Source organism: Halobacteriovorax sp. RT-2-4, assembly GCF_047085445.1.
GTDB lineage: Bacteria > Bdellovibrionota > Bacteriovoracia > Bacteriovoracales > Bacteriovoracaceae > Halobacteriovorax_A.
Genome location: NZ_JBKIXY010000001.1, coordinates 15345 through 37475 on the forward strand (window position 1 = coordinate 15345; position 22131 = coordinate 37475).

Annotated in this window: 21 protein-coding genes; 11 read left to right on the forward strand and 10 right to left on the reverse strand. The window is 36.6% G+C overall.

Features of this window, described 5'->3' with window-relative positions:
* Positions 1-4: 4 nt before the first annotated feature.
* From ACMAYL_RS00100 to thrS, 10 genes are all read right to left on the reverse strand, one after another.
* Positions 5-247: a hypothetical protein gene (locus ACMAYL_RS00100; RefSeq protein ID WP_103216969.1), complete on the reverse strand. Its 243-nt coding sequence runs from the start codon at positions 245-247 to the stop codon at positions 5-7.
* Positions 238-1473, reverse strand: a complete 1236-nt coding sequence (locus ACMAYL_RS00105) for a hypothetical protein (protein ID WP_158246792.1) — start codon at positions 1471-1473, stop codon at positions 238-240. The genes ACMAYL_RS00100 and ACMAYL_RS00105 overlap by 10 nt, the downstream gene beginning before the upstream one ends.
* On the reverse strand, positions 1436-1813 hold the full coding sequence (locus tag ACMAYL_RS00110; protein WP_103216971.1) for a hypothetical protein: 378 nt from the start codon (positions 1811-1813) through the stop codon (positions 1436-1438). The genes ACMAYL_RS00105 and ACMAYL_RS00110 overlap by 38 nt, the downstream gene beginning before the upstream one ends.
* A gap of 195 nt (positions 1814-2008) precedes the next feature.
* Complete coding sequence (locus ACMAYL_RS00115; protein WP_103216972.1) at positions 2009-2635, reverse strand: 3-oxoacid CoA-transferase subunit B; 627 nt, start codon at positions 2633-2635, stop codon at positions 2009-2011.
* A gap of 2 nt (positions 2636-2637) precedes the next feature.
* On the reverse strand, positions 2638-3333 hold the full coding sequence (locus ACMAYL_RS00120) for a CoA transferase subunit A (protein WP_103216973.1): 696 nt from the start codon (positions 3331-3333) through the stop codon (positions 2638-2640).
* Positions 3323-4531: an aminotransferase class III-fold pyridoxal phosphate-dependent enzyme gene (locus ACMAYL_RS00125; protein ID WP_412469436.1), complete on the reverse strand. Its 1209-nt coding sequence runs from the start codon at positions 4529-4531 to the stop codon at positions 3323-3325. Before ACMAYL_RS00125 ends, ACMAYL_RS00120 begins: the two co-directional genes overlap by 11 nt.
* Before the next feature lie 26 nt (positions 4532-4557).
* Positions 4558-5640: a C45 family autoproteolytic acyltransferase/hydolase gene (locus ACMAYL_RS00130; protein WP_392992245.1), complete on the reverse strand. Its 1083-nt coding sequence runs from the start codon at positions 5638-5640 to the stop codon at positions 4558-4560.
* A complete protein-coding gene (locus ACMAYL_RS00135) occupies positions 5640-8498 on the reverse strand; it encodes an aminotransferase class III-fold pyridoxal phosphate-dependent enzyme (RefSeq protein WP_392992243.1) in 2859 nt (952 codons plus the stop codon). The genes ACMAYL_RS00130 and ACMAYL_RS00135 overlap by 1 nt, the downstream gene beginning before the upstream one ends.
* Before the next feature lie 25 nt (positions 8499-8523).
* The gene (locus ACMAYL_RS00140; protein WP_103216977.1) at positions 8524-9513 is read right to left on the reverse strand and encodes a D-alanine--D-alanine ligase; all 990 of its coding nucleotides are present in this window, start codon (positions 9511-9513) and stop codon (positions 8524-8526) included.
* A 42-nt stretch (positions 9514-9555) separates the two neighbouring features.
* Entirely contained in the window at positions 9556-11298 is a 1743-nt protein-coding gene (gene thrS, locus ACMAYL_RS00145) for a threonine--tRNA ligase (RefSeq protein WP_392992242.1), read from the reverse strand.
* Positions 11299-11497: 199 nt separating this feature from the next.
* Between thrS and ACMAYL_RS00150 the strand changes: the two genes are divergently transcribed.
* The 11 genes from ACMAYL_RS00150 to ACMAYL_RS00200 all read left to right on the forward strand — a co-directional run bounded on the left by ACMAYL_RS00150 (position 11498) and on the right by ACMAYL_RS00200 (position 22089).
* Positions 11498-12781: a winged helix-turn-helix domain-containing protein gene (locus ACMAYL_RS00150; protein WP_392992240.1), complete on the forward strand. Its 1284-nt coding sequence runs from the start codon at positions 11498-11500 to the stop codon at positions 12779-12781.
* A 45-nt stretch (positions 12782-12826) separates the two neighbouring features.
* Positions 12827-13291 carry a hypothetical protein gene (locus ACMAYL_RS00155; RefSeq protein WP_412470554.1) on the forward strand — a complete coding sequence of 155 codons (465 nt, stop codon included), beginning with the start codon at positions 12827-12829 and terminating at the stop codon, positions 13289-13291.
* 2 nt (positions 13292-13293) lie between these two features.
* Positions 13294-13758, forward strand: a complete 465-nt coding sequence (locus ACMAYL_RS00160) for a GNAT family N-acetyltransferase (protein WP_412470555.1) — start codon at positions 13294-13296, stop codon at positions 13756-13758.
* Positions 13759-13973: 215 nt separating this feature from the next.
* Entirely contained in the window at positions 13974-14489 is a 516-nt protein-coding gene (gene rimP / locus ACMAYL_RS00165) for a ribosome maturation factor RimP (protein WP_392992236.1), read from the forward strand.
* A 16-nt stretch (positions 14490-14505) separates the two neighbouring features.
* Positions 14506-15918: a transcription termination factor NusA gene (gene nusA, locus ACMAYL_RS00170; RefSeq protein ID WP_103216983.1), complete on the forward strand. Its 1413-nt coding sequence runs from the start codon at positions 14506-14508 to the stop codon at positions 15916-15918.
* Between the two features lie 39 nt (positions 15919-15957).
* Positions 15958-18732, forward strand: a complete 2775-nt coding sequence (infB, locus tag ACMAYL_RS00175; RefSeq protein ID WP_103216984.1) for a translation initiation factor IF-2 — start codon at positions 15958-15960, stop codon at positions 18730-18732.
* Between the two features lie 16 nt (positions 18733-18748).
* Complete coding sequence (rbfA, locus tag ACMAYL_RS00180; protein ID WP_103216985.1) at positions 18749-19105, forward strand: 30S ribosome-binding factor RbfA; 357 nt, start codon at positions 18749-18751, stop codon at positions 19103-19105.
* The gene (gene truB / locus ACMAYL_RS00185; RefSeq protein WP_412462504.1) at positions 19105-20073 is read left to right on the forward strand and encodes a tRNA pseudouridine(55) synthase TruB; all 969 of its coding nucleotides are present in this window, start codon (positions 19105-19107) and stop codon (positions 20071-20073) included. The genes rbfA and truB overlap by 1 nt, the downstream gene beginning before the upstream one ends.
* Before the next feature lie 53 nt (positions 20074-20126).
* The gene (locus tag ACMAYL_RS00190; RefSeq protein WP_199177516.1) at positions 20127-20966 is read left to right on the forward strand and encodes a ferredoxin; all 840 of its coding nucleotides are present in this window, start codon (positions 20127-20129) and stop codon (positions 20964-20966) included.
* A gap of 78 nt (positions 20967-21044) precedes the next feature.
* Positions 21045-21545, forward strand: a complete 501-nt coding sequence (locus tag ACMAYL_RS00195) for a hypothetical protein (protein WP_392992230.1) — start codon at positions 21045-21047, stop codon at positions 21543-21545.
* A gap of 19 nt (positions 21546-21564) precedes the next feature.
* Positions 21565-22089, forward strand: a complete 525-nt coding sequence (locus ACMAYL_RS00200) for a GNAT family N-acetyltransferase (RefSeq protein ID WP_412470556.1) — start codon at positions 21565-21567, stop codon at positions 22087-22089.
* The last annotated feature ends 42 nt before the right edge of the window (positions 22090-22131 follow it).

Consider the following 22131-nt stretch of genomic DNA (forward strand, 5'->3'; position numbering starts at 1 on the left):
AAGTTTATAAATATGAAATAGTAATATTAGAATTATACTTTTGAATGATATCTTTTACTAGTAGGCCACATGCCAATTGATCTTCATTAATTAGGCAGAGTCTACATACTTCTTCACCATCACAACTAGATGCAACAGGTATGTTATGTTTTCTTAGGAATTCAAGAACAGTTAGCTCAAGTTCTGACTCGTTGACCTCTAGGGACCAACTCTTTTGTGAGGCATCTCCCTTGAGTGTTAATTGCATGTAAGTTGACCATTTCTTGGATCTTTATATGTACTTAATCCATTATTGAGCTCAAGTACCGTAAGCTTACCAAGTGCAGGCGTATAGTATTGTGCCGTACCTTGTTCGTTCTTAGTCGTTCCATATATTTCAGAGATTGTTCTTTTTGGATTTTGAAGAACTAAAGATCTTTTTGTATTCATATACTCTTGCGCCGAGGAAACACTTGGAAAGTTATTAATTAGTTCTGTTAATACTTGAGCATTATATGTGATTCCATTCATGAGTAGGATATAGCGTCTACCTTGCTTTAATTCACTCATACAAAGTGCTGTGTAATTATCATTTTCAAAATTCGACAGTAGAACATCTTTGATTGAATTATTAATCTCAGGTAGGGAACTTGTAATCCCAATAATATAATTATTCTGGTCTTTATAATGAGAAAAAGTGTTGTAGTATGATTTCTTAGGCCTTTTTAAGATGGCCATTTTTGAGTCATGAAGTTTTGAATCAAATGAGCAACTATAATTACCTCTTCTAAACAGGTAGTTGGAGTTGTAGCTATTTATACTATTATGATCTTTAGCAAATTTTGTTAATTTACTTAGTCTTTTTACATAACTAAGTCTTGCAAATAATTCATTCTCACGTACACCTTGAGCACCTCTAAAATACAATCTTTTCAAATCTTTATTCTTAAATAATTCGGCCTGATTATCTTTAATAAATTGTTCCAAAGAGTTTGAGGCGTAGATGTATTCACTAATGTTCTTTTCGATAAGCGTTAGTCGATTTTTGATTGCGAGCGGTTTTTTATAGAAATTTGCCATTTGAGAAATGGCATTCAAAAAAGCGAAATCATTTTGTTTTTGTGGAATACTGTTAATGAAGAAATCTTTTCCTGCAACCTTTGCAATCAATAAGGTATGAGAGTTGAGCGTAGTCGCGTGCGGAGAGAAGTATAATTGAGAGAGTGTAAAATTTAATATCTGATTACGATAGCTTGAGTTTGTTGATTTCGAGCTAATTATCTTACTAATCTCGGGTTCATTTTTTTCGTTATCTAATAAAATATTGTTTTTCTTTTCTACAATAGGACAAGTATGGTTAATACTTTGAGAAGTATTTAACTGCTTTTCAACTTCAGAGCATCCGATAAGAGGGATTAATCCTAGGAGTATAATTAAAGTTTTAAATTGATTTGTATTAAGCTTTGTAATTATCATCTTTATGAAACTCTTCATTTTCTTCGTAATAAATCTCAAGCTCTGAATCACTCTCTGTACTGTAACTCGAATTAAAGGAATCATTTAGCTCTTGAATTAATTTTGTAACTTCTTTTTGTTTTCCAAAAATCTCAATTATTACCCAAAGGCCTTTGTCATTAACAGCAGTATGAGCAATATGATAGGCCATCTCTTTTGCATTTAAGAACTGAGTAACTTGATCAAATGCTTTTTCTTGATATGGTGTCGATCTGGCCGGTGGGGAAGGAATAAAATATGTAAATGTTTGTTTGTATTTTTGAGACTCAAAAGCATGAGTGCTATTATTTGCCGCTTTATTCCTGTTGAAAATACTCATCTATTCCCCGTAAGTTTTTGTGATTACGTTTAATTATAAACGTGCTTCAAGGTAAATGGAAATGTTTACCCATTTATTTTTTTTCTGCATTTTTCATTATTGTGCGTTATAATTTAATTGATCGACAGGATGTCGTAGCAAGAGATAGGCATGAAGCCGAAAAAATGGAGGGCCAGTTGCAGGGCCCTCTTTTTTTTACTCAAAAATCTCGTTATCAAAATTCTTATTCAATTCTTTAATAGTTAATCCATTGGCCATATTTAAAACTTTAAATTTTCCATCTTCAATTTTAAAGCTTCCACATTCAGTTACAACGTAATTAACGACACTTTTTCCAGTGAGAGGGAGAGTGCACTCTGGTAATAGTTTAGGCTCACCAGTTTTGCTATAGTGACTCATCATAACAATGATATTTTTAGCGCCATTGACTAGGTCCATAGCTCCACCCATTCCCGTGATTTTCTTACCTGGGATCTTCCAGTTTGCAAGTGAGCCTTGTGTATCAACTTCCATTCCACCAAGGACGCAGAAATCGATATGGCCACCTCTAATCATTCCAAAGCTCATCGAACTATCAAAAAAGCTTGCACCTTTTTCAACCGTAATAGTTTCTTTGCCTGCATTAATTAAAGTAGCCGATACTTCGGCCTCTGTCGGGTTGTCACCTACACCAAGAACACCGTTTTCACTATGAATGATATAGCTATGATTCTTAGGAAGTTGTGATGGGATTATTGTTGGTAGTCCAATTCCAAGATTAATCGTAGAGTTCTCTGTAAAGAGAGTTGTAACTTCTTTGGCCATCTGCTCTTTCGTCCACATAATTATGACTCCCTCGTTTTTAAAAATTCAATAGCATTTTCATAATTTGAACCTTGATAAATTCGCTGAACAAAGACTCCTGGTATATGCACATCTTCAGGTTTGATATCTCCAAGTTCAACTATTTCTTCCACCTCAACGATCGTTGTCTTTGCTGCCATTGCCATAAGAGGGGAGAAGTTTCTAGCTGTTTCTTTAAACCATAGATTTCCATATGGATCTGCTTTTTGTGCTTTGATAATTGCAAAGTCTGCGTGTAGCGCTTCTTCTAAAATACATGGACGATCAAATTCTTTGACTTCTTTACCTTCGGCCACTTCTGTCCCATATCCTGTTGGAGTATAGAAGGCACGAATTCCCATACCTGCCGCTCTAATTCTCTCACTTAGCGTTCCCTGAGGTACTAGTTCGATTTCTATTTCATTTGCGAACATGGCCGCTTCTAGGTCTGGATTACCTCCTACATATGAACAGAATCCTTTTGAGATCATTTTCTTTTTCAAAAGTTTTACAAGTCCTCGTCCTGAGTTTCCAATATTATTTGAAACAACTTTTAAATCTCTTAGTTCCATTTGAGCTAACTGATTAATTGAGTTTTCCGGGATTCCACAAAGGCCGAATCCGCCACTCATTATCGTTGAGCCACTTGTTACATCCTTGAGCGCTTCTTGGGCACTTGGGTAAATCTTACTGTACATATGAGTCCTCGATTATATTTAATAAATTATTTAAGCAAGCTTCTAGTTCTTTTGGTGCGTAATTTAGATACGGACAAAGGATTAGAGAGCGGTTTGTGATATTAATGAAAAGACCATTTGAAAGTAATTTGTTCCATAATAGAGAACTTTCTATGATTACATCACTAAGGTCAATGGCCATGAGAAGGCCAATATGCCTGATGGAATCTATCGCATGAGAGTTTTCTAATTTGATCTTAAATTGATTTAAGAGGTCATAGTTCTGGTTTCTTATTTTAATAAAATCATTCGATTCAATTAATGACATAACTTCATCAAGAACTTTTAATCCGATAGGGTGTGCAGCATTTGTAAGTCCACAGCTTAGTATATTGTCATCAAAGTAAGCTGCATTATCTTCACTAACAAAGACTGCTCCAAATGGAAAGAATCCACCAGAGATATTTTTTGCAAGACTAATAAAATCAGCTTCTAAATTTGTATAATTTTGAAAACCAAAATTAGTCATTGTTCGACCAAATCCACACACGACCTCATCTAAAATGAGTTTGATTCCATTTTCCTTGCAAATTTTCATGATTTCATCATAGTAGCTTTGTGGGGGAATGAAGACGCCATTGCCACCTGTTATAACTTCGATACAAATCGCTGCAATATCACTACTTCCAATGTCTTGAATGACTTTTTTTGTTTTCTCTAAGTCTGGATCATTAAAGAAGTTTGGAATGAAAGCGTGAAACCTTGAAGGAACACCCGCACCATCTCGGCGCCAATCTCCTGTCAGAGCAAGAGCACCCAGTGTCGCTCCATGATAGGAAGTTTCACATGATAGTATAAATTGGCGCCCTGTAATTTGCCTGGCCATCTTTATGGCATTTTCATTTGATTCGGCCCCTGAAGTTGTATAGAAGATTCTTCCGTCAAGACCTATCAGGTTAACGAGCTTTTTCGATACAGTCTCTTTTAGTTCAAATTGACATTTTGGGGTTGCCATTGGCATTGACTTGATTTGCTCAATCATTGCCTTTTCAATTTGAATATTTCTATTGCCGAATGACTGATGATAACTTCCTGAAGAAAGGTCATAAATCTTCTGATTAGAAGATGTAATATAGCCCCATTCAAAAGTATTTTGGATATCGATTTTCTTGGCCTGGTTTTGTTTTGTCCATGTGTGAAAAAAAGGTAGATGGGCCATAAACTCTCACTTTAAAATCTAATTTCTCATAAAATTAGGGGTAGATGAATTTCTACATATTCAAAATTTTTGTCATATTTTTTGCAGCCTCTCCAGGCCTTAAATATCTGTGTTTGATAATTATAAAGTGCGCCACCACATGTTTGAGAAGGATCACTTGCTCCCTCTGGAGAGTAGTGTGAGCAAATTGATAAAGGATGGCCGTCGTGAGACATAAGAAGTTTCATAATAGATGCTTCATCCTTAAGTTCACTTCTATACTTTTCGACAAGATCAAACCTTGCATGTGTCGTTTTACTAATATTGTTTCGATCTTCTACTTTTCTAACTGTGCTACCAAGACAGTGATTTGTATGGAAGATTAGACCTTGTGGGTTTGTATTTAAAATTTCTTTTTGTGTAGGAGTGATCTCATAATTGAAGGCACTTTTTCCATCGCTTATAAGATAATTATGGCCTGATGTAATGGGAGCTTCCATTAGTAATTTTCCCATATCATTAAGGCTTTTTTGTTTCGCTGCTTTTCTAATTAATGCAGGCCAGATAATTCCATTTATTCCATCTAGGACATTAATATTGTTAACACCAATGAATTGACCATGGTTATTAACGGCCATTAATCCTAAACATCCACAAACTGTGTAGATAAGTTCTTTTGTTCCATTATCCTTATCGTCAATTTCAATTAGCATGAGATAATTTTTTGCACTTTGATGCATATCCCATGTCTGAGCAGCGATGCTATTTTTATCATCGATATATGAGACCGATGTACACCCTTCGTCTTGATTCTCACTATCGAGTTGAATATCTCTAAAGTCAGTGTAGTTATTTAGGATAATAATGTCTTTGATTGAAGTTTCACTGCCTTTCGCTATCCCTTCAATCTCTTGTGCTAGGCTTGCATCAAACTTCATGGTTTCTTTAAACTGTAAGTTTGCAAACTCATCAAGTTTATCTTTCAAATGCGGTGACCTTTTAAGAAGAAGGCCAGTTCTAATCTCTATAAGTTCTTGTATTGCTTCTTTAAAAGTTTCACCGTGCTTAAGCCCATTTTCGTATGGGCCACAAGCATCGTATTTGAATATAGGTAAATTTAAGTCTGTCATTAACATGTAAAATACCACTTCTTACTTGTTTGGTTACCAAAAATACTTGGCGCTTTTAATGTAAAAGCGTAAGAAGTGTCGTTAATAATTTTAAATTCTTTTTTAGCGTCAGCAGGTGACTCTAAATATGATACAGCTTGAGAAAGAGCATAAGCGTCACCATCCCACGTTGAGATCATCATTAGAGGCCTTGACTCATAGACTTCTTCTTGCAGCATACAAATACCAATTTGTCCTGCGATGTGAATGTAGCTAGCATCCGGAATAATTCCATGGTCTTTTGAAAAGAGTTTCTTTTTATTATGAAAATAAACACTTTCGTTAAAAACAACTTTTGTTCCGTTGTCATGTGCGATTTTTATAATTTCTTTTAGTTCTTCATTAGTAAAATTGACTAAAAGATCACCAATGAAAAGAGCTAAGTAATCTTTGGTCGCAAGTTTTTCTTTTAGTTGGCCAATCGTATCTACTTTAGAGTTCGGATAGAAGTCTAAAACGCCTGAAAGAGTAGCGGACATAAAGCTTTGCTTACCAAAATAGTCATGGTTAAAAGATATTACTTTTGTTCTTTCTTTTTGATTTTTGATAAGAATCGATTTGAATATTTTTTCTACACACTCACTATGTCCACTCGCTGTAAAAAAGTGTTGTAGTTCTTTAGGTGCGATATCTTTGAAACGCTTAAGATTTGCCATAAAACTTTCATCAATGAAGTTTGAAAGACAGATCTTGTTTACAAGTGTTGGCATACTCTCGAATGAAGCAGCATTTAAGATAGGGGAAGTTGAGTACTTTAATTTCTCATTACTCCATCTCAGGTTTTGGCGATAGATGATAACATCGCGATGCTCTTCATCATCGAGATAATTCTCTTTAAGTTTCATCTCAATGATGGCCCCAAGAGAACAGTTTATAGAAAGCATTGCTCCTGCGTGAATATCACGGTTTCTTCCGTAGATATATTCGTTGCCATTGGCACTTGCAATAAGTGTTAGCGCATACTTTAGGTATTTTCCCATTCCTTGTGATTGCTCCATATTTATAATTGTTGTATCGAGCATATAAAGAGTTTTTGGACTATTGAAATACTTAACTAAGCGTAGTCCACTCTCATGAGGGAAGTGAGTAATTTTACCTGCAAATGAGATTCCTACCAGTTGTCTTGTTTCGCTTAGTAGGGCCATCGCAATTGAATCTTTACAATGAGCAATTTTTTCGAATTTCTCAATGCTTGTTTGTCTCGTTGGCTCATATGTATGACGTTGGATTTCTTCAATCTTGTGTTTGTAATAGTCGAAGTTTTCACCATCAATTTTAATTAATTCTAAGTTAAATTCTTCATTAAAGAATTTTTGGGCAAAGCTAAATGCCGCTTTGTCTTGAAGGTTCCCACTGAAGGCTTCCACTAATTTTGCATGCCATAAGTATTCATTGGGAGAATTTACTTTAGTTTTTGGAGTATATTCTAGTTTATTTGTTTCACCTTTATAAATTCGGTTAGCAATCTCGTTAATTGCGTCGAATAGATAGTCGATATCTTCGTTAGTCCAGGCCGTATTAAGTCTAAATCTTAGTGTATTATCTCCAGCTTGATAATAGAGTAGTCCTAGGTCAAAGCGGTTTGAGATAAAAGGTGCAATATCTTTTGCATCCGATAGATCAAAAGCAAATGCGACACCAAAGCATCTAGGTGATGAAAGCTGATCCCACTTACTTATAAGTTGATTAAGTTTATTTCTTGTATATTCTTCGATTGTTGCAATTTTGTAGCGAAGTTGATCGATTGCTATTGCTTGATAGTAACCTCTGATAACAGAAGAAGTTTGAAACTCATTATTCTCCCAGCATGGATCTTGTGTCAGTACAATTCCACTTTGGGCCTTCTTTGCACATGTAATATACTCAGGATTAATTTGATTTCCTTGTGAATCTTTTAGATCAAATGTTCTGTGCCAGAAGAAGTCTCGTCCAAGTCCAAACCCTGTTTGAACCTCATCATAGATAAGTGCAACTTGATAAGATTTTACGATCAAATTAAGGGCCACATGGAAGCGATTTGTTGAATAGCGATCACCACCTTCGCATTGCATTGGCTCAACTAAAATTGCAAAGTGAGTATTCTCTTTTAGAACTTCATGAAGTTGCTTTAAAGAGGCGATTTCTGATTTAAGTAAATCATCAGCTTTACTTTCAAATTCTTTTAAATTTGCTTCAAAGCTTGGTGAAAATGGATTCTCCCATAATCTAATCCACTCTGGATCTATATCTAAAATAAATTGATCATTCTTTGTTTCAGGATAATCGATGAAAGTTGTTTCATGTCCTTCGATTTGATATGGCTCTCGCTTACTTGGATTCCAAGTCGAGAAAAGTGTTGATAGGAAGCGTCCGTGAAAACTGCCTTCAAAAGCTATGATTTTGTTTGCACCAGTATGGGCCCTTTTCATATAGGCCATAATAAGGGCCGCTTCATTGGCTTCCGCTCCAGAGTTCACAAATACTGGTGTAAGTTTGTCGTTAGAAGCTTTCTCTCTTAGAAGAGTTTTAAAAGACTCGGCGATTTCGATAAAAGTTGAATCGAGATAATTTCCTGTCCATGCACTTTCATGCATTGTTGTTCCAAAAAGGGCCGTTGCATTGAAACCAAGTCCTAGTGTGGCTATCTGTGAAGCAGCATCGAGGAGAAATTCTGGAGAATTTTCATCTCTTGTTTCCATCGCAAGGTATGCTCCTTGTGAAAATTTATGATGAGGAATATATTCTTTCTTCTCTGCAGAAGTGAAGTTATCCTTGTACATTGTTGCTAGCTTTTCTTTAGCGTGTTCGTGACTGTTTTTACCAATTAAGTTGATTTCCATCTCTTTAACCCTTAAGTGTTTTATATTATCTAACTTCTTTTTGAATCTTCTCTTTTAGAAAATCACTAAATTTGAGTCCTGTGTTTTCTAGCATTTTTGGAAACATTGAAATACTTGTCATACCTGGAAAAGTATTGATTTCATTTAAGTAGATATCCCCATCGCTTAAGAAGAAGTCTATGCGTGACAGATGTCTTAGCTTTAGGCATTTGAATGCTGTCTTAGCTATAATTTGCATTTGAGAGATCTGTTCATTAGTTAACTCAGGCGCCTCAACATAAGTTTTAGCTTTTGATTGCTCACTATATTTTTGCTCATAATCATAAAATTCATCACTTGCATTTACGATTTCACCAGGTTTAGATGCGTGGAGATTTCCTTCTTGCTCAAATACTGCAATTTCTAGCTCACGCCCTTTAAGTGTTCTTTCAATGAGAATATCATCGCTATACTCGAGTGCTTTATTGATTGCATCCACCAAATCTTCTCTATTTGTTACGTGGTAGCAACCTACTGAAGAGCCCTGACTAGCAGCCTTGATGAAAACGTCATTATTTGATTTTTCAAAAAAATCCACAACTTCACTTCGTTCATAAGGTAAATCTTTGTGAATCGACATCCACTTCGTATTTGGTATACCTAGATGATCAAACCATAACTTTGTCGTTACCTTGTTAAAACAAATACTACTTCCTTCATGGCGTGGGCCAAGGTAGGGAAGCTTATGCATTTCAAGGAAGCATTGTATTTCTCCAGTTTCTCCTGGAGGTCCATGAATAACTGGAATGACATAATTGATATATGGCCTTTCTGTTGCCGTTTCTAATATCTGTCCATTTAGGCTAACTTTTTGACCGTTTAAAGTAAGATCCCCCGACTTTGTCATTTCAACGACAATAGGGTTGAACTCTGGATTGATGGCGACTTGCTCTTTTATATATTGAGCAGAGCGAAGAGACACTTCATGCTCAGTAGACCCACCACCACATATGATTAAGATATTTTTCCTTTCCATGGAAACCTTCTTTTAAAGTGAATATATAAAAAACCCTAAAGCTTATGCTTTAGGGTATTTTAAACTATCTAGTGCCTTAAGTTTCTCAAGCATTTCTGCATTCGTCCAATTGAACGAACCTTTTGCTCCATGCTTTCTAACTGCTACGGCATTGTTTTCAATTTCACGATCACCAACAACGAACATGAATGGAATTTTAGACTTTTGAATTTGGCGAGTCTTATATCCCATTGTTTCATTACGATCATCTACGCTTACACGATAACCTTGCGCAAATAATTGCTCTTTAAGTTTGTGAGCAGCTTCCCCGTGTGCTTCATTATTAACTGGAACAATAACGATCTGCTCTGGTGCTAGCCAGAAAGGGAAAACACCTGCAACGTGCTCAGTGTAAACACCAAAGAATCTCTCAAGTGATCCAAGTAGGGCACGGTGTACAACAACTGGTCTTTCTTCGCCACCGTCTGCCGTCGTGAATTTAAGATCAAAACGGTCTGGTAGTTGGAAGTCTAGCTGAATTGTCCCAAGCTGCCACTTACGTCCAATTGCATCTGCAACCTCAATATCAATTTTTGGTCCATAGAATGCACCGTCACCTTCTTTGATAACATAATTGTGACCAGAAGCTTTTAGTGCTTCTTCAAGTGCGTTCTCTGCAATATCCCAAGTCTTATCATCACCAGCTTTCTTTTCTGGACGAGTTGATAAATTAACAGTGATATTATCGAAACCAAATAGCTCGTAAGCTGTGAAGATCATCTTCATTGTTCTTTGAATTTCTTCTTGAACTTGATCAAGTGCTAAGAAGATATGGGCATCATCTTGGCAGAATGAACGCACGCGAGTTAGACCTGCTAGTGCACCTGCTTTTTCATTTCTGTGAAGACGGCCAAAGTCCGCATAACGAAGTGGTAGGTCACGGTAGCTATACTTATAGTGCTTGAACATTAGCATGTGACATGGGCAGTTCATTGGTTTTACCGCATATTCACGATCGTCAATCTTTGAAAAGAACATGTCGTCTTTGTAGTGCTCATAGTGACCAGAAGTATGCCAAAGAGAGCTATCTAAGATTTGAGGCGTGATAACTTCATCGTATTCATAGATACGGTATAGTCTTCTAATATAGTTCACAAGTTCGTTAATAACGATTGTTCCTTTTGGCATAAAGAAAGGAGCACCTGGAGCAACTGGCTCAAAGTGGAATAATTCTAGTTCTTTTCCTAACTTTCTGTGATCACGCTTTTTTGCTTCCTCAAGCATCATAAGATGTTGCTTAAGTTCTTTCTTATCTGAGAACGAAGCAGCATAAATTCTTTGCATAACTTCACGCTTTTCATCACCACGCCAGTATGCACCCGCAATGCTAAGAAGCTTAAAACCTTGTGGTAGGTCAGTTGTATTTTCTACGTGTGGCCCACGACAAAGGTCAATGAATTCACCTTGCGAATAACAGCTAACTTCTTCGTCTTCAGGGATTGCTTCAATAAGTTCTACTTTAAGTTCCTGACCTTGCGACTTGAAGAATTCAACAGCCTCAGTTCTAGTCATAACTTTTCTTTCGATTGGTAATTTTTCTTTGATGATTGTTTTCATCATATCTTCAATTTTTGGAAGATCTTCCTCGCCCAGGGTTCGATCCATCAGAATGTCGTAGTAGAAGCCATTTTCAATAACAGGTCCAACGCCAAATTGAACGCTCTCATTAGGATAAAGTCTTGAAATTGCTTGCGCCATTAAGTGGGCGCTCGAGTGTCTGATTGTGTCTAAATCGTACTTGGGCATGTAATCTCCATAAAATTTTGGAATAATTCCTACTTTAAAGGCCCATAATATCAAATAATTAAAGGGTTCATCAATATTTTGAGTGTAATTATTTTAGTTATTATAAAGAGTTTTGACGGGCAGCGTGATGACATGTTATGAACATGTTGTGGTAAGATTCCACAAAATTCTCACAGCGGAATAGAAATAGGGAGTTGATATGCAGATTGTCGGGGGACAAGAATCTGGAAATAGTGTAAACAGCGGCTTTAAGACTGAGGTTTTAGGCTTTCTTGGTCATGGTGAAGGGCTTATTCCTTCACAAGATATTTTGACTAAGTTAGAGGTTGGTAAGGCTTATTACCAATTAGGAAAACTTCATTATGATAAAGCCGATCTTAATAAGGCCGAAGTAAACTTTTTAAAGGCCATCGACTGTGCTGAGTGTCCTCAGGATAATTATCGCGTTTTAAAAATTCTAAGTTTTCTTATTAGAATTGCTGCTGAAAAGCTTGAAGATGAAAAAGCCGCTAAGTATGTAAATCAGAGTGAGAATATCATTAATGACTTACAAGTAAACCTTGGTAGTCTTTCTGCTGAATACTTCTATTATGCAGGTTTAATCAAGTCGTATCGAAATGATTTTGCAGGTGCATTTAGCGACTTAGAGCTATCTTATAATAAATCTAAAGAAGAAAATGATCCTGATCTTCACTCAAAGTGTTTATTGGCCCTAGCTAATAATGCTTATAATAGAGGTGAATTCGACCTTTCTCTTGATTACATGGCCCAACTGGATAACTTATTAAAGATTATTAATAAGGAATATCTTGGTGGTTCGATGCATATGACTTATGGAAAAATCCTAATTGCCAAAGGTGATGTGGAGGCTTCTTTAAAGCACTTCAATCTTGCTAATATTACACTTCAGAATAAGAAGTGTTGGAATCTTTATGGTTATATTCTTTTAGGAATTGGTCAGGTTGAAAAAGTGAAGGGTGATTATGATAAAGCTACTCTTTACTATAACCTTGCAAAGCAAGCAGTTGATTCAACAACTTTTAAGCGTCTAACTAATGTACTTGATGCTGAAATTCATGAAGTTAATGATTCAAGTGTTGATATTTACCTTGATCGCAATAATAGAAAAGTGAAAGAAAAGAATATTGGTGTTATCGACTTTAAGCACCGTTTTGTTCTTCTTGAAATTCTATTCTTGCTAGCTAAGAACCGTGGTTCTTTTTATGACAAAGAAGATCTGGCACGTGAGATTTGGAAAGACGAGTACAATCCACTAATTCACGACAAACTTATTTATACGTCAATCTCTCGTCTAAGAAAGCTTATCGAGCCGAAAGACAATAGTAATACGAAGAGAAAGTACATTATCCGTGGTAAAGATGGATATACTTTCAACCCAGACGTTAAGATTCGTTATCAGATGGAGACAAAACTTACTGCAGGTAAAGCTGTAGCAAACGTTGACATTAGTTCTCCAGTTTAATTAGCATTATACTTAATGCGATTTATTCTAGTTTCAATATTTTTAATGAATACATGGGCCCTCAAAGATAGGGCCCTTTTCTCTGTAAATGGCCAAATCTATTTCGGTCAAAACACAAATGATCTTTTAAAAGCTTATAATCAAAGTTTGTGCCTGATAGGGAAAAAGAACTATATTGCTAAGTTAACTGGCCTAGCTCCTGCTCTTGAGCAAGTTACAATTGCGCCAGAGTCCCTTAATGCAAAACAGAAAGACTTAATAAAGAGAGTATTATTGCTCTCAAAGTCTATGGATTTAGAAAGTGAGTACGCTTCGTATCCAAAGTTTGGCACTTGTAAAATAAGTAAAGAGCTAACTAAAAAAGTGGTTCAGATTTATAACACAAATTACGAATTGAAGAAGAGATACCAAAATTTTCTAGAAACTCATAAATTAGATAATGGCCCTTATATAGATGAGGAATATAAAGACTTCGTTTTAAAGAATGTTGACTCAAGGTTATTCTTATAAAGATGAAAGAATTCAAAATAGACTTAATAAGCAATATTGACGAAGAGATACTGTCGAATTTATGCGACTTTGAAGCTGCATTTTTCAAATGGCCTTGGTCAAAAGAAAATTGGCAACAATTGGCATCCTCTGGTCGAGACATTTCATGTATCTGGGCCGAAGATGATCAAGTTGTGGGAATTTGTGTGTTTGAGGTGAATCAACCAGATTTTTGTCATTTATATAAAATTATCGTTCACCCTGACTTTAGAAGACGCTCAATTGCCAAAAAGCTATTTGAAGACATGCTGAGTCATTGCAAGAGTGTTTTTAATGGCCAAATATTTCAAGTTTATCTTGAGGTGGAGGCTTCAAATGAGGGGGCCATCAGGTTTTATGAGAGATTGGGCCTTGAAAAAATTCATCTAAAGAAGAATTTCTATGCAGATGGAAGTAGTGCATTTATAATGCAAGTAGTCGTAAGCTGAAGTTGTTTTCATAAGTTATCAATGACAAACCTTGACAAGATTTCAAAATCTTTGATAATTAATAAGTACTTAGAAATTAGAAAGTTTTTTTCAGGTTTTTGAGTAAATAACGATTAGTTAAATATTTAACAAGATATAATCGGGTAGACTTTTAGGGCTACCCTTTTTTTTTATTTTTATAGGCTTTTTTGTAAAAGCATATGGGATGCGTTTTAATGGATTTAGATATCTCTTATTCAGGTATGGAACAAAAATTTTTCGAACTTGCTACTGAAGTTGTAAGTGGGGAAGGTTACCTTCTTTATGATATGGAGTATATCAAAGGTTCTAAAACTTTACGCGTCTACATAATGAATAAAGAGACAAGAACAGCTGTAATCGAAGATTGTGTGAACGTTGACCGCGCTTTTAGTGAGCCAATGGAAGCACTTGATTGGATTCCAGATGATATTGTTCTAGAAGTTTCTTCTCCAGGAATGTTTAGAAAAATTAAAACAAGAGAGCACTTAGAATTAAGTATCGGTGAGCGTATTCTTGTTCAACTTAATAAGAAATTTGGGGATCTTTTCCCAGGTGAAAAGTTTGATAAGAAAACAGCAAATGCTAAGAAAGTTATTTGTAGCTTAAATAGCTACGGAGACGACTATATCGACGTGACTCTCGATAGTGATTTTGATTTAAAATTAAACTTAAATGATATTAATAAGATCGCACTTGAACCAGAAGTGTAATTGTTTGAGGTGAAAAATGAGTTTCTCAGAATTAAGTAAAATTATTGATGTGTTAGGTAAAGACCGTGGTATCGATAAGGCCATTATCGTAAACGCAATTGAACAAGCTTTCTTAGTAACTGCTAGAAAGAAGTTTGGAATTCAAGGTGAATACGAAACTCGTTATAACGAAGATGACGATGATGTAGAGATCTTCCAATATAAAAACGTTGTAGATGAAGTAAGAGATTCAATTATTGAAATCAATCTAGGTGATGCTAGAGAGCTTGATGAAGATGTTGAAATCGGTGACCAATTAGGGATCAAAATTGAAAACCCTAACTTCACACGTGTTGACGTACAAACTGCGCGTCAGATTATTATGCAAAAAGTTCGCGATGCTGAAAGAGAAATCCTATTCTCTGAGTTTAAGCACAGACAAGGTGATCTTGTAACTGGTATCGTTAGAAGATATGAGCGTGGAAACGTGGTTGTTGATCTTGGGAAGGCCGATGCTGTTCTTTCAAGAAGAGAGCTAATTCCTGGTGAGCAATTTAACCCTGGTGACAGAGTACAAGCTTACTTAACTGAAGTAGTTATGACTAACCGTGGGCCAGAAATTAGACTTTCAAGAACTTCACCAATGTTCCTTGTTAAGCTTTTTGAAATTGAAGTTCCAGAAATTCAAGATGGAACAATTGAAATCAAATCAGCTGCACGTGAGCCAGGTCAAAGAGCTAAAATCGCTGTTCAATCAGTAGATAAAGATATTGATCCAGTTGGTGCTTGTGTTGGTATGAAAGGATCACGAGTTCAAAATATTGTTAATGAACTACAAGGTGAAAAAATTGATATCGTAAGATGGAATGATGATCTAGCTACATTTGCTATTGCAGCTCTTGCTCCATCTGAAATTGAAAATATTTCTATTGATCACGATTCAAAATCAATGGACGTAATCGTAGAAGAAGATCAGCTATCACTTGCTATTGGACGTCGTGGACAAAACGTTCGTCTTGCAGCAATGCTATCTGGTTACAATATTAACATTATCTCGAAGTCTAAACTTCAAGAAAAAGTTAATAAGTCAGTTGAGAACTTACTTCAAATCCCATCTGTTACAGATGCAATGGCACAAGTACTTGTACAAAATAGCATCATGGCAATTGGTGACTTCATGGCAACTCCTGCGGATGAAATTGCTACTATGACTGGTGTTGATGCTGCTACAGCACAAACTGCAATTGATGAAGCTGCAAAGTTAGTTGAAGAAGGAACAATTGAGCTTCAACCAGAAGGTGAAGAAGAATTAGTATCTGCTTCTGCAGTTCCTAAGTACCTAGGTATTATTAATAAAGAAGGTGCTGAGCAGGAAGATGAAGGTTCAGACAAATTTAATGAAGCAGAAAGAAGATTAAGAGAAGAATTAGCTGCATTTAAAATTAAGTAATTTTAAAATAGAAAAGTGTAGTCATACTACGGAGATAAAATGCCTAAGAAAATATTTGAATTGGCCAATGAACTCGGAAAGAAGCCATTAGACCTCGTAGAAGAGCTGAAGTCACACGGATTCTCAGTAAGAAACCACATGTCGGTATTATCTGATGAAGATATTACTAAGTGGGAATCACTTACTGGAGGAAGTGCTGGAGATGCACCTGCTGAGAAGGCGACAAAGAAGAAAACGGTCAAAAAGAAAGCTGCAAAAAAGGCGACTGTAAGAAAGAAGTCTGCGGCACAAGCTGACGATGATAGTGAGGAAGATAAACCTGCTAAGAAGACAGTTACTCGTAAGAAGAAGACTGTTGTACGTCGTAAAGCTTCATCAAAATCTTCGGAGGCAACTTCTGATGATGAAAACACTGAAGCTATTGTTGAATCTTCTGAAGATATTGAAGTAAATGCAGAAGAGACTGTAAGTACTCCTGTTGCTGAGGAAGCTCACGCTCCTGAAGTAGAGGAAGAAAAAGAAGTTGAAGCTAAGGAAGCAAAAGAAGAAGTTGCTGTCGAGGCTAAGACTGAAGAGAAAAAAGCTTCTGAAGAAAAAGAAGAGAAGAAAGAATCGACGACTCTAGATGGAAAGCCATTTGGTCTAAGAATTGTTTCAGCTCCAACTAAAGAAGATAAAGAGAAAGCTGCTGCTCGCAAGGCAAAGAAAGCTGCTACTAAGGACGAAGAAGTTCAAGATGATATCAACACTAAAGCAGGTGTTGTTGAAGGTGATGAAGATCGTACAGCTAAGAAGGATAAAAATCGTCTAAGTGGTCTTGCTTCTATGTTAAGTGCTAAGAAGACGGTTAACCGTTCACAAGCCCTTAACGAAGAACGTGCAACTTCAGAGCTTAAGTCTTACTCTTCACTTCAAGGTACTGGACGCCCAATGTATACTCAAGTTAAGAGAAAGCGTCAGTACTCAGGACCTTCGAAATCAACTGAGATTACAGAAGTAAAAGAAGCAAAGAGAATTATTAAGCTTCACGGTGGTGCTTACGCTGAGCAATTAGCGAAGAAGCTATCTATTAAGCTTAAAGATATGATCGATAAGTGTCTTGACCTAAATCTACTTGTTAGAAATGGTGACTATATTGGTCTTAAATTAGCGGGACAAATTGCGTCTCTTTACGATTATAGAGTAGAGGATCAGACTTTTGATGAGGATGCGGCACTTGGGAAAGAATCTCTTTCTGAAGAGCAACTAAATAAGCTTCCACTTCGAGCTCCTGTTATTACAATTATGGGTCACGTTGACCACGGTAAAACAACTCTACTAGATTATATTAGAAATGAATCGATTGCTGCTGGCGAAGCTGGTGGGATCACTCAGCACATTGGAGCTTACTCGGTAGATGTTAAAGACTCTAAGCTTACTTTCCTAGATACTCCAGGTCACGCGGCCTTTGGTGCTATGAGACAGCGTGGTGCTGATATTACAGATATTGTTATTTTAATTGTTGCTGCTGATGATGGTGTTATGCCTCAGACTGTAGAGTCAATTAAATACATTCAATCTGCAGGTAAGCCTTTAATTGTAGCGGTTAACAAAATGGACCGTGAAGGTGCTAACCCAGATCGTATTAAACAAGCTCTAACAGAATTTAATATCACTCCTGAGGAATGGGGTGGGGAAACTCAATTCTGTCATATTTCTGCACTTAAAGGTGATGGAGTTGATGAACTTCTTGAAGCAATTGCACTTCAAGCTGAAATCATGGAGCTTAGAGCTGAACCTAAAGGGCCAGCTGAAGGTGTTGTTATTGAATCAAGAATTGAGCACGGACGTGGTCCTGTTGCAACTGTTCTTGTTCAAACAGGGACACTTAAAAAAGGTGACTCAATTGTTGTTGGAGAAACTTTTGGACGTGCAAGAAGTTTAACTGACCATAAAGGTGTTCAACATAATAAAGTTGGGCCTTCGATGCCAGTACAAATTATTGGACTTGCAGAAGCGCCATCTCCAGGAGATAGCCTAAACGTTGTTAAAAACGAAAGAGAAGCAAAGAAGATTGCTCAAAACCGTATTGATGAAAGAATCAGAATTGAAACTGCAGCTCAGACTCAAGGGCCAAAAGTTTCTCTTGAAGACTTCTTTGCAACTGCTGTATCAGATGAGGGACAAAAGAAAGATCTTAACCTTATCATTCGTTCAGATGTTCAAGGATCTTTTGAAGCGATTAAATCTGCTATTGAAACAATTTCAAATCCAGAGGTTGAAGTTAAAGTTATTCGCGGTGGTGTCGGTCAAATTAGTGACTCAGACATTGAACTGGCAAATACTTCGGGTGCCTTTGTTCTTGGATTTAATATGAGACCATCAACTTCTGCACGTAAGCTTTCTGAGCAGTATGGAATTGATGTTAAGACTTACTCAATCATCTATGAACTAATCAATGATGTGAAACTAGCTGTTGAAGGTCTTCTCGATCCTGAGTTTACTGAAGAGTACATCGGGCGCGCGGAAGTACGTGATACATTCTCTGTTCCTAAAGTTGGAACAATTGCTGGTTCAATTGTTGTTGATGGTGCTATCCAAGTTGGTTGTAACGTACGTCTTCTTAGAGAAGGTAAGATCATGTTTGATGGTAAGATGTCTTCTCTTAAGAGATTTAAAGATGATGTTAAAGAAGTTAAAAATGGTTACGAATGTGGTGTTGGCCTAGAAAATTACAACGATGTAAAAGTTGGCGACCTATTCGAAGCATATAAACTGAAAGAAAAGAAACGTAAGCTTGAGGATGTTTTAACAGCAGACTCACCAATTCTTTAATTCGGTTGGAGATGTCATGAGTGGCAATAAGAAAAAACTTCAATATGAAGAACAAATTAAAAATGAAGTAAATCAATTACTTCGTCGTGGACTAGATAACTCTGCGTTCACATTTTGTTCGATTACTAAGGTTGAGATAAGCCCAGACTTTTCTACGGCAAAGTTATATTGGGATACATTCGATCCTTCTAGAAGAGGTGATATTGCTAAGGCGATGGATACTTCTCTAGGTAAAATTAGAAGTCACCTTGCTAAGACTTTACAAGTAAGACACACACCTTCATTAACTGCTGAGTATGACTCGCAATTTGAAGATGAGCAGGAAATTGAAAAACTACTGCAATCTGAAAAAGATAAAGGAAAGTCTTTCTAATGGCTTCAAGAAATAAGAAATTTAAGGGCCCAATCTTTGGGCCTTTCTTTTTTAAAGTTGATAAACCAAAAGGGATAACTTCCTTTGATGTTATTAGGCGCTTTAAAAAAAACCTTCCTAAAAATATTGGTAAGATCGGACATTTTGGAACTCTTGATCCATTTGCAACTGGTCTACTTGTTATTGGTATTGGACCTGCAACAAGATTAAATCAATACACTCAAATTGATTCTAAAGAGTATATTGCGACAGGAATTCTTGGTGTTAATTCTCCAACAGGTGATTTTGATACTGAAGAAGGTACAATTGAAGAATTAGAGTTTTCTGACGTAAGCTTCGATGAGGTAAAGAGTCAGCTTGAAACTTTTATTGGTCCGTATATGCAAAGCCCTCCCGCTTTCTCAGCAACTAAGCACGAAGGCAAGGCGCTTCATGAGTGGGCACGAGAAGGTGTATTTATTGAAAAGCCACCTGTTGAGCGAACAATTCATGAAATTGAACTATTAGAGGTTCAGGGCCGTAAGATCGTCTTTCGTGTTTGTGTTTCTTCTGGAACTTATATCCGAGTTCTCTTTGATGACCTTGCTAAGAAATTAGGAACAAGAGGTGCTCTGGAAGACTTAAGACGAACTAATTCAGCAGGAATTGATTTAGAAAATAGTATTGATTTGGCAATCTTTGATGATGAAAATTTCAGTGCTAATGATTTTTTATTGAACTACACAAATCCGATAACTGAACTTATTGGATTTGAAAAAATAGAATTAGACGAGGCCATGAGCCTACGTTTTGTTAATGGCCAAACATTAAAAATGGATGTGGCCGATGGCCACTATTGGATGAGATCGCAAAATCAAACACTTGGACTCGCGGTCGCTAATGGTGGACTACTTAAGAGTTGCGTGGGCTTTAGTCCAGCTGCGTTAGATAAAATCGATTTAACTATGTGTAATTCCTTAGACGAATAATTTTAATTCGTGCTATACTCTAGGAAATTACAAGTGAAATTTAAGGAGATAAAGTGAATACTACTTTAATTGCATTAGCCATTGCATTATTAGTTGTAACAGGGATGGTTGTCCAACTAGGTGTTTTAAGCCTTCTTTCAGGTTCATTCTTCTTCCTATTTGGGAAGTCGAAGTTTGAAGTTCTAAAATCTTCAGATGATGAAAGTTTTGCTTTTGGTTACCGTTGGAATAATTCTAGGCAGCCTGCTAAGTTTAACCACGTTACGGTAAGGCTATTCAACCCATTTGGTAAGAAAACTCAAGTAACTGTTTCAAGTGACTTTGCTGTTCAAGATTCTGACTTTGGTATTGAAGTTAAAATGGGACCGGCTTTTAAAGATATTTTAGAGCTTGAAAACCTTGATTCTTCAACAGTTGAAATCGAACTTAAGTCTAAAGACGGTGTTACTCAATCTCGCACAATGAAGGGACGCAAGTTTATTGAAGCATTCCGTGGTGCTGAAAATACTGTTGAAACATTTAATGAAAAATATGGTTACGTAAAACCAAAGATGTTTTATCACCAAACAACTCGTTCATTTATTGCAGATGCCATTCCACAAGGTGATATTCCTGTAGGACTTAGAATTTCTGCAAACCCACAGTTTGCTGGTGAATTCGCTGGTGCTGCTGGTGCAGGAGCTCCTGCTCAAGAAAACTTTGCTGTTTCTAAGGTATGGATTGAAGAAGGTTGTATTGTTTGTAACGCTTGTGAAGGTATTTACCCTGAAGTATTCGAAGTTACAGATACTAACTGTGTGATTCGTCCAGATGCGCCACTTGATAACGGACTTTTAATTCTTGAAGCTGCTGAAGCTTGTCCAACTGAAGTTATCAAATTCAATAAAGCATAATTCAGATTTTAAATTTTGATATAAATAAGGCCCTCGAAAGAGGGCCTTGTTGTTTCTATTTTCTGTTATAATTATTAAATGGAAGTAGATAAATATTCAACACTCTTATCTCCTGTTGATAACGAGCATTTTAAACGCCGTTTTTTCTTAACTGGAGAACCAATTAACGAATCCCTTATAACCAATGTTTTCTTTGTTCCAAGGGCCGGTGACAAGTGGCTATACCTTGTTAAAGACAGTGGTAAGCTTGACTATCCTGGAGGAGAATTAAGAGAAGGGGAAAGCGTTATTTTTGGTTTAGAGCGAATGCTAGGTCTTGAACTTGGCATTAGTATGAAAAGTATTAACAAACTTGGGCATTGGATCTTAGAAGATAAATACGAGACGCCCTTGCGAGAGCATTTTTCTCATCCTATCTCAGCTGCTGTCGTTTTCACTGGAGATGCAAATTTCGTTAACTCTAATAATTTAAAATCAGCTACCACTGAAGAGGTTTGCCGACTTCTAAAGTCAGAAAACCGCCATTTACAAGCAGATATTTACTTAGCATGCGCTGAGTATTTAGAGTCTTTGGATTAGTTTAAGACGAAGGGGATACATGAATAGAATTACTCTAAGATATTTAACTCATGAGGATAAGGATGAATTCTTTGCTGCTTTCCATGAGGACTGGGAGAACAATTTTGACTTTGTTCATTACTGGGAAACTCTAGCTAATAGAGAGTTTGAGAAATATGTTTCGATAGCTCCGGAGTTTGCAAGGGGAATTCATATTCCAAAAGAGCACGTAGCTGCCGCATTACTTTTTGCCTTCAACGAGGACGGGAGAATTGTAGGCCGTACATCAATTCGTTTTGAATTAAACGATCATCTTTTAAAGGTTGGTGGCCATATTGGTTATGGAGTATGCCCCAGTTTCCGCCGTCAAGGATATGCGACTAAAATTCTTGCTGAGTCCTTAAACTACGTTAGGGCCAATATTAAGGGCCTTAAAAAGGTTCTTGTTACTTGTGATGAAGGTAATATTGGATCTGAGAAGACAATTCGTAAAAACCGTGGCCAGCTTGAGAATGTTATTGAGGTTAATGGTGTTAAGAAGATGAGGTTTTGGGTCGAGTTGTAATTTTTTAGGGACTTTAATTCAATGAGTAGTAGTGTGGTCTTT

Excerpts from the sequence above, each read along its gene's own strand:
- thrS (WP_392992242.1), bottom strand. The coding sequence starts at position 11,298 with ATGCCCAAGTACGATTTAGACACAATCAGACACTCGAGCGCCCACTTA.
- ACMAYL_RS00130 (WP_392992245.1), bottom strand. The coding sequence starts at position 5,640 with ATGACAGACTTAAATTTACCTATATTCAAATACGATGCTTGTGGCCCA.
- infB (WP_103216984.1), top strand. The coding sequence starts at position 15,958 with ATGCCTAAGAAAATATTTGAATTGGCCAATGAACTCGGAAAGAAGCCA.
- ACMAYL_RS00105 (WP_158246792.1), bottom strand. The coding sequence starts at position 1,473 with ATGAAGAGTTTCATAAAGATGATAATTACAAAGCTTAATACAAATCAA.
- ACMAYL_RS00195 (WP_392992230.1), top strand. The coding sequence starts at position 21,045 with ATGGAAGTAGATAAATATTCAACACTCTTATCTCCTGTTGATAACGAG.
- truB (WP_412462504.1), top strand. The coding sequence starts at position 19,105 with ATGGCTTCAAGAAATAAGAAATTTAAGGGCCCAATCTTTGGGCCTTTC.
- rbfA (WP_103216985.1), top strand. The coding sequence starts at position 18,749 with ATGAGTGGCAATAAGAAAAAACTTCAATATGAAGAACAAATTAAAAAT.
- ACMAYL_RS00110 (WP_103216971.1), bottom strand. The coding sequence starts at position 1,813 with ATGAGTATTTTCAACAGGAATAAAGCGGCAAATAATAGCACTCATGCT.
- rimP (WP_392992236.1), top strand. The coding sequence starts at position 13,974 with ATGGATTTAGATATCTCTTATTCAGGTATGGAACAAAAATTTTTCGAA.
- ACMAYL_RS00120 (WP_103216973.1), bottom strand. The coding sequence starts at position 3,333 with ATGTACAGTAAGATTTACCCAAGTGCCCAAGAAGCGCTCAAGGATGTA.
- ACMAYL_RS00200 (WP_412470556.1), top strand. The coding sequence starts at position 21,565 with ATGAATAGAATTACTCTAAGATATTTAACTCATGAGGATAAGGATGAA.
- ACMAYL_RS00115 (WP_103216972.1), bottom strand. The coding sequence starts at position 2,635 with ATGTGGACGAAAGAGCAGATGGCCAAAGAAGTTACAACTCTCTTTACA.
- ACMAYL_RS00150 (WP_392992240.1), top strand. The coding sequence starts at position 11,498 with ATGCAGATTGTCGGGGGACAAGAATCTGGAAATAGTGTAAACAGCGGC.
- ACMAYL_RS00125 (WP_412469436.1), bottom strand. The coding sequence starts at position 4,531 with ATGGCCCATCTACCTTTTTTTCACACATGGACAAAACAAAACCAGGCC.
- nusA (WP_103216983.1), top strand. The coding sequence starts at position 14,506 with ATGAGTTTCTCAGAATTAAGTAAAATTATTGATGTGTTAGGTAAAGAC.
- ACMAYL_RS00135 (WP_392992243.1), bottom strand. The coding sequence starts at position 8,498 with ATGGAAATCAACTTAATTGGTAAAAACAGTCACGAACACGCTAAAGAA.
- ACMAYL_RS00160 (WP_412470555.1), top strand. The coding sequence starts at position 13,294 with ATGAAAGAATTCAAAATAGACTTAATAAGCAATATTGACGAAGAGATA.
- ACMAYL_RS00100 (WP_103216969.1), bottom strand. The coding sequence starts at position 247 with ATGCAATTAACACTCAAGGGAGATGCCTCACAAAAGAGTTGGTCCCTA.
- ACMAYL_RS00155 (WP_412470554.1), top strand. The coding sequence starts at position 12,827 with ATGAATACATGGGCCCTCAAAGATAGGGCCCTTTTCTCTGTAAATGGC.
- ACMAYL_RS00140 (WP_103216977.1), bottom strand. The coding sequence starts at position 9,513 with ATGGAAAGGAAAAATATCTTAATCATATGTGGTGGTGGGTCTACTGAG.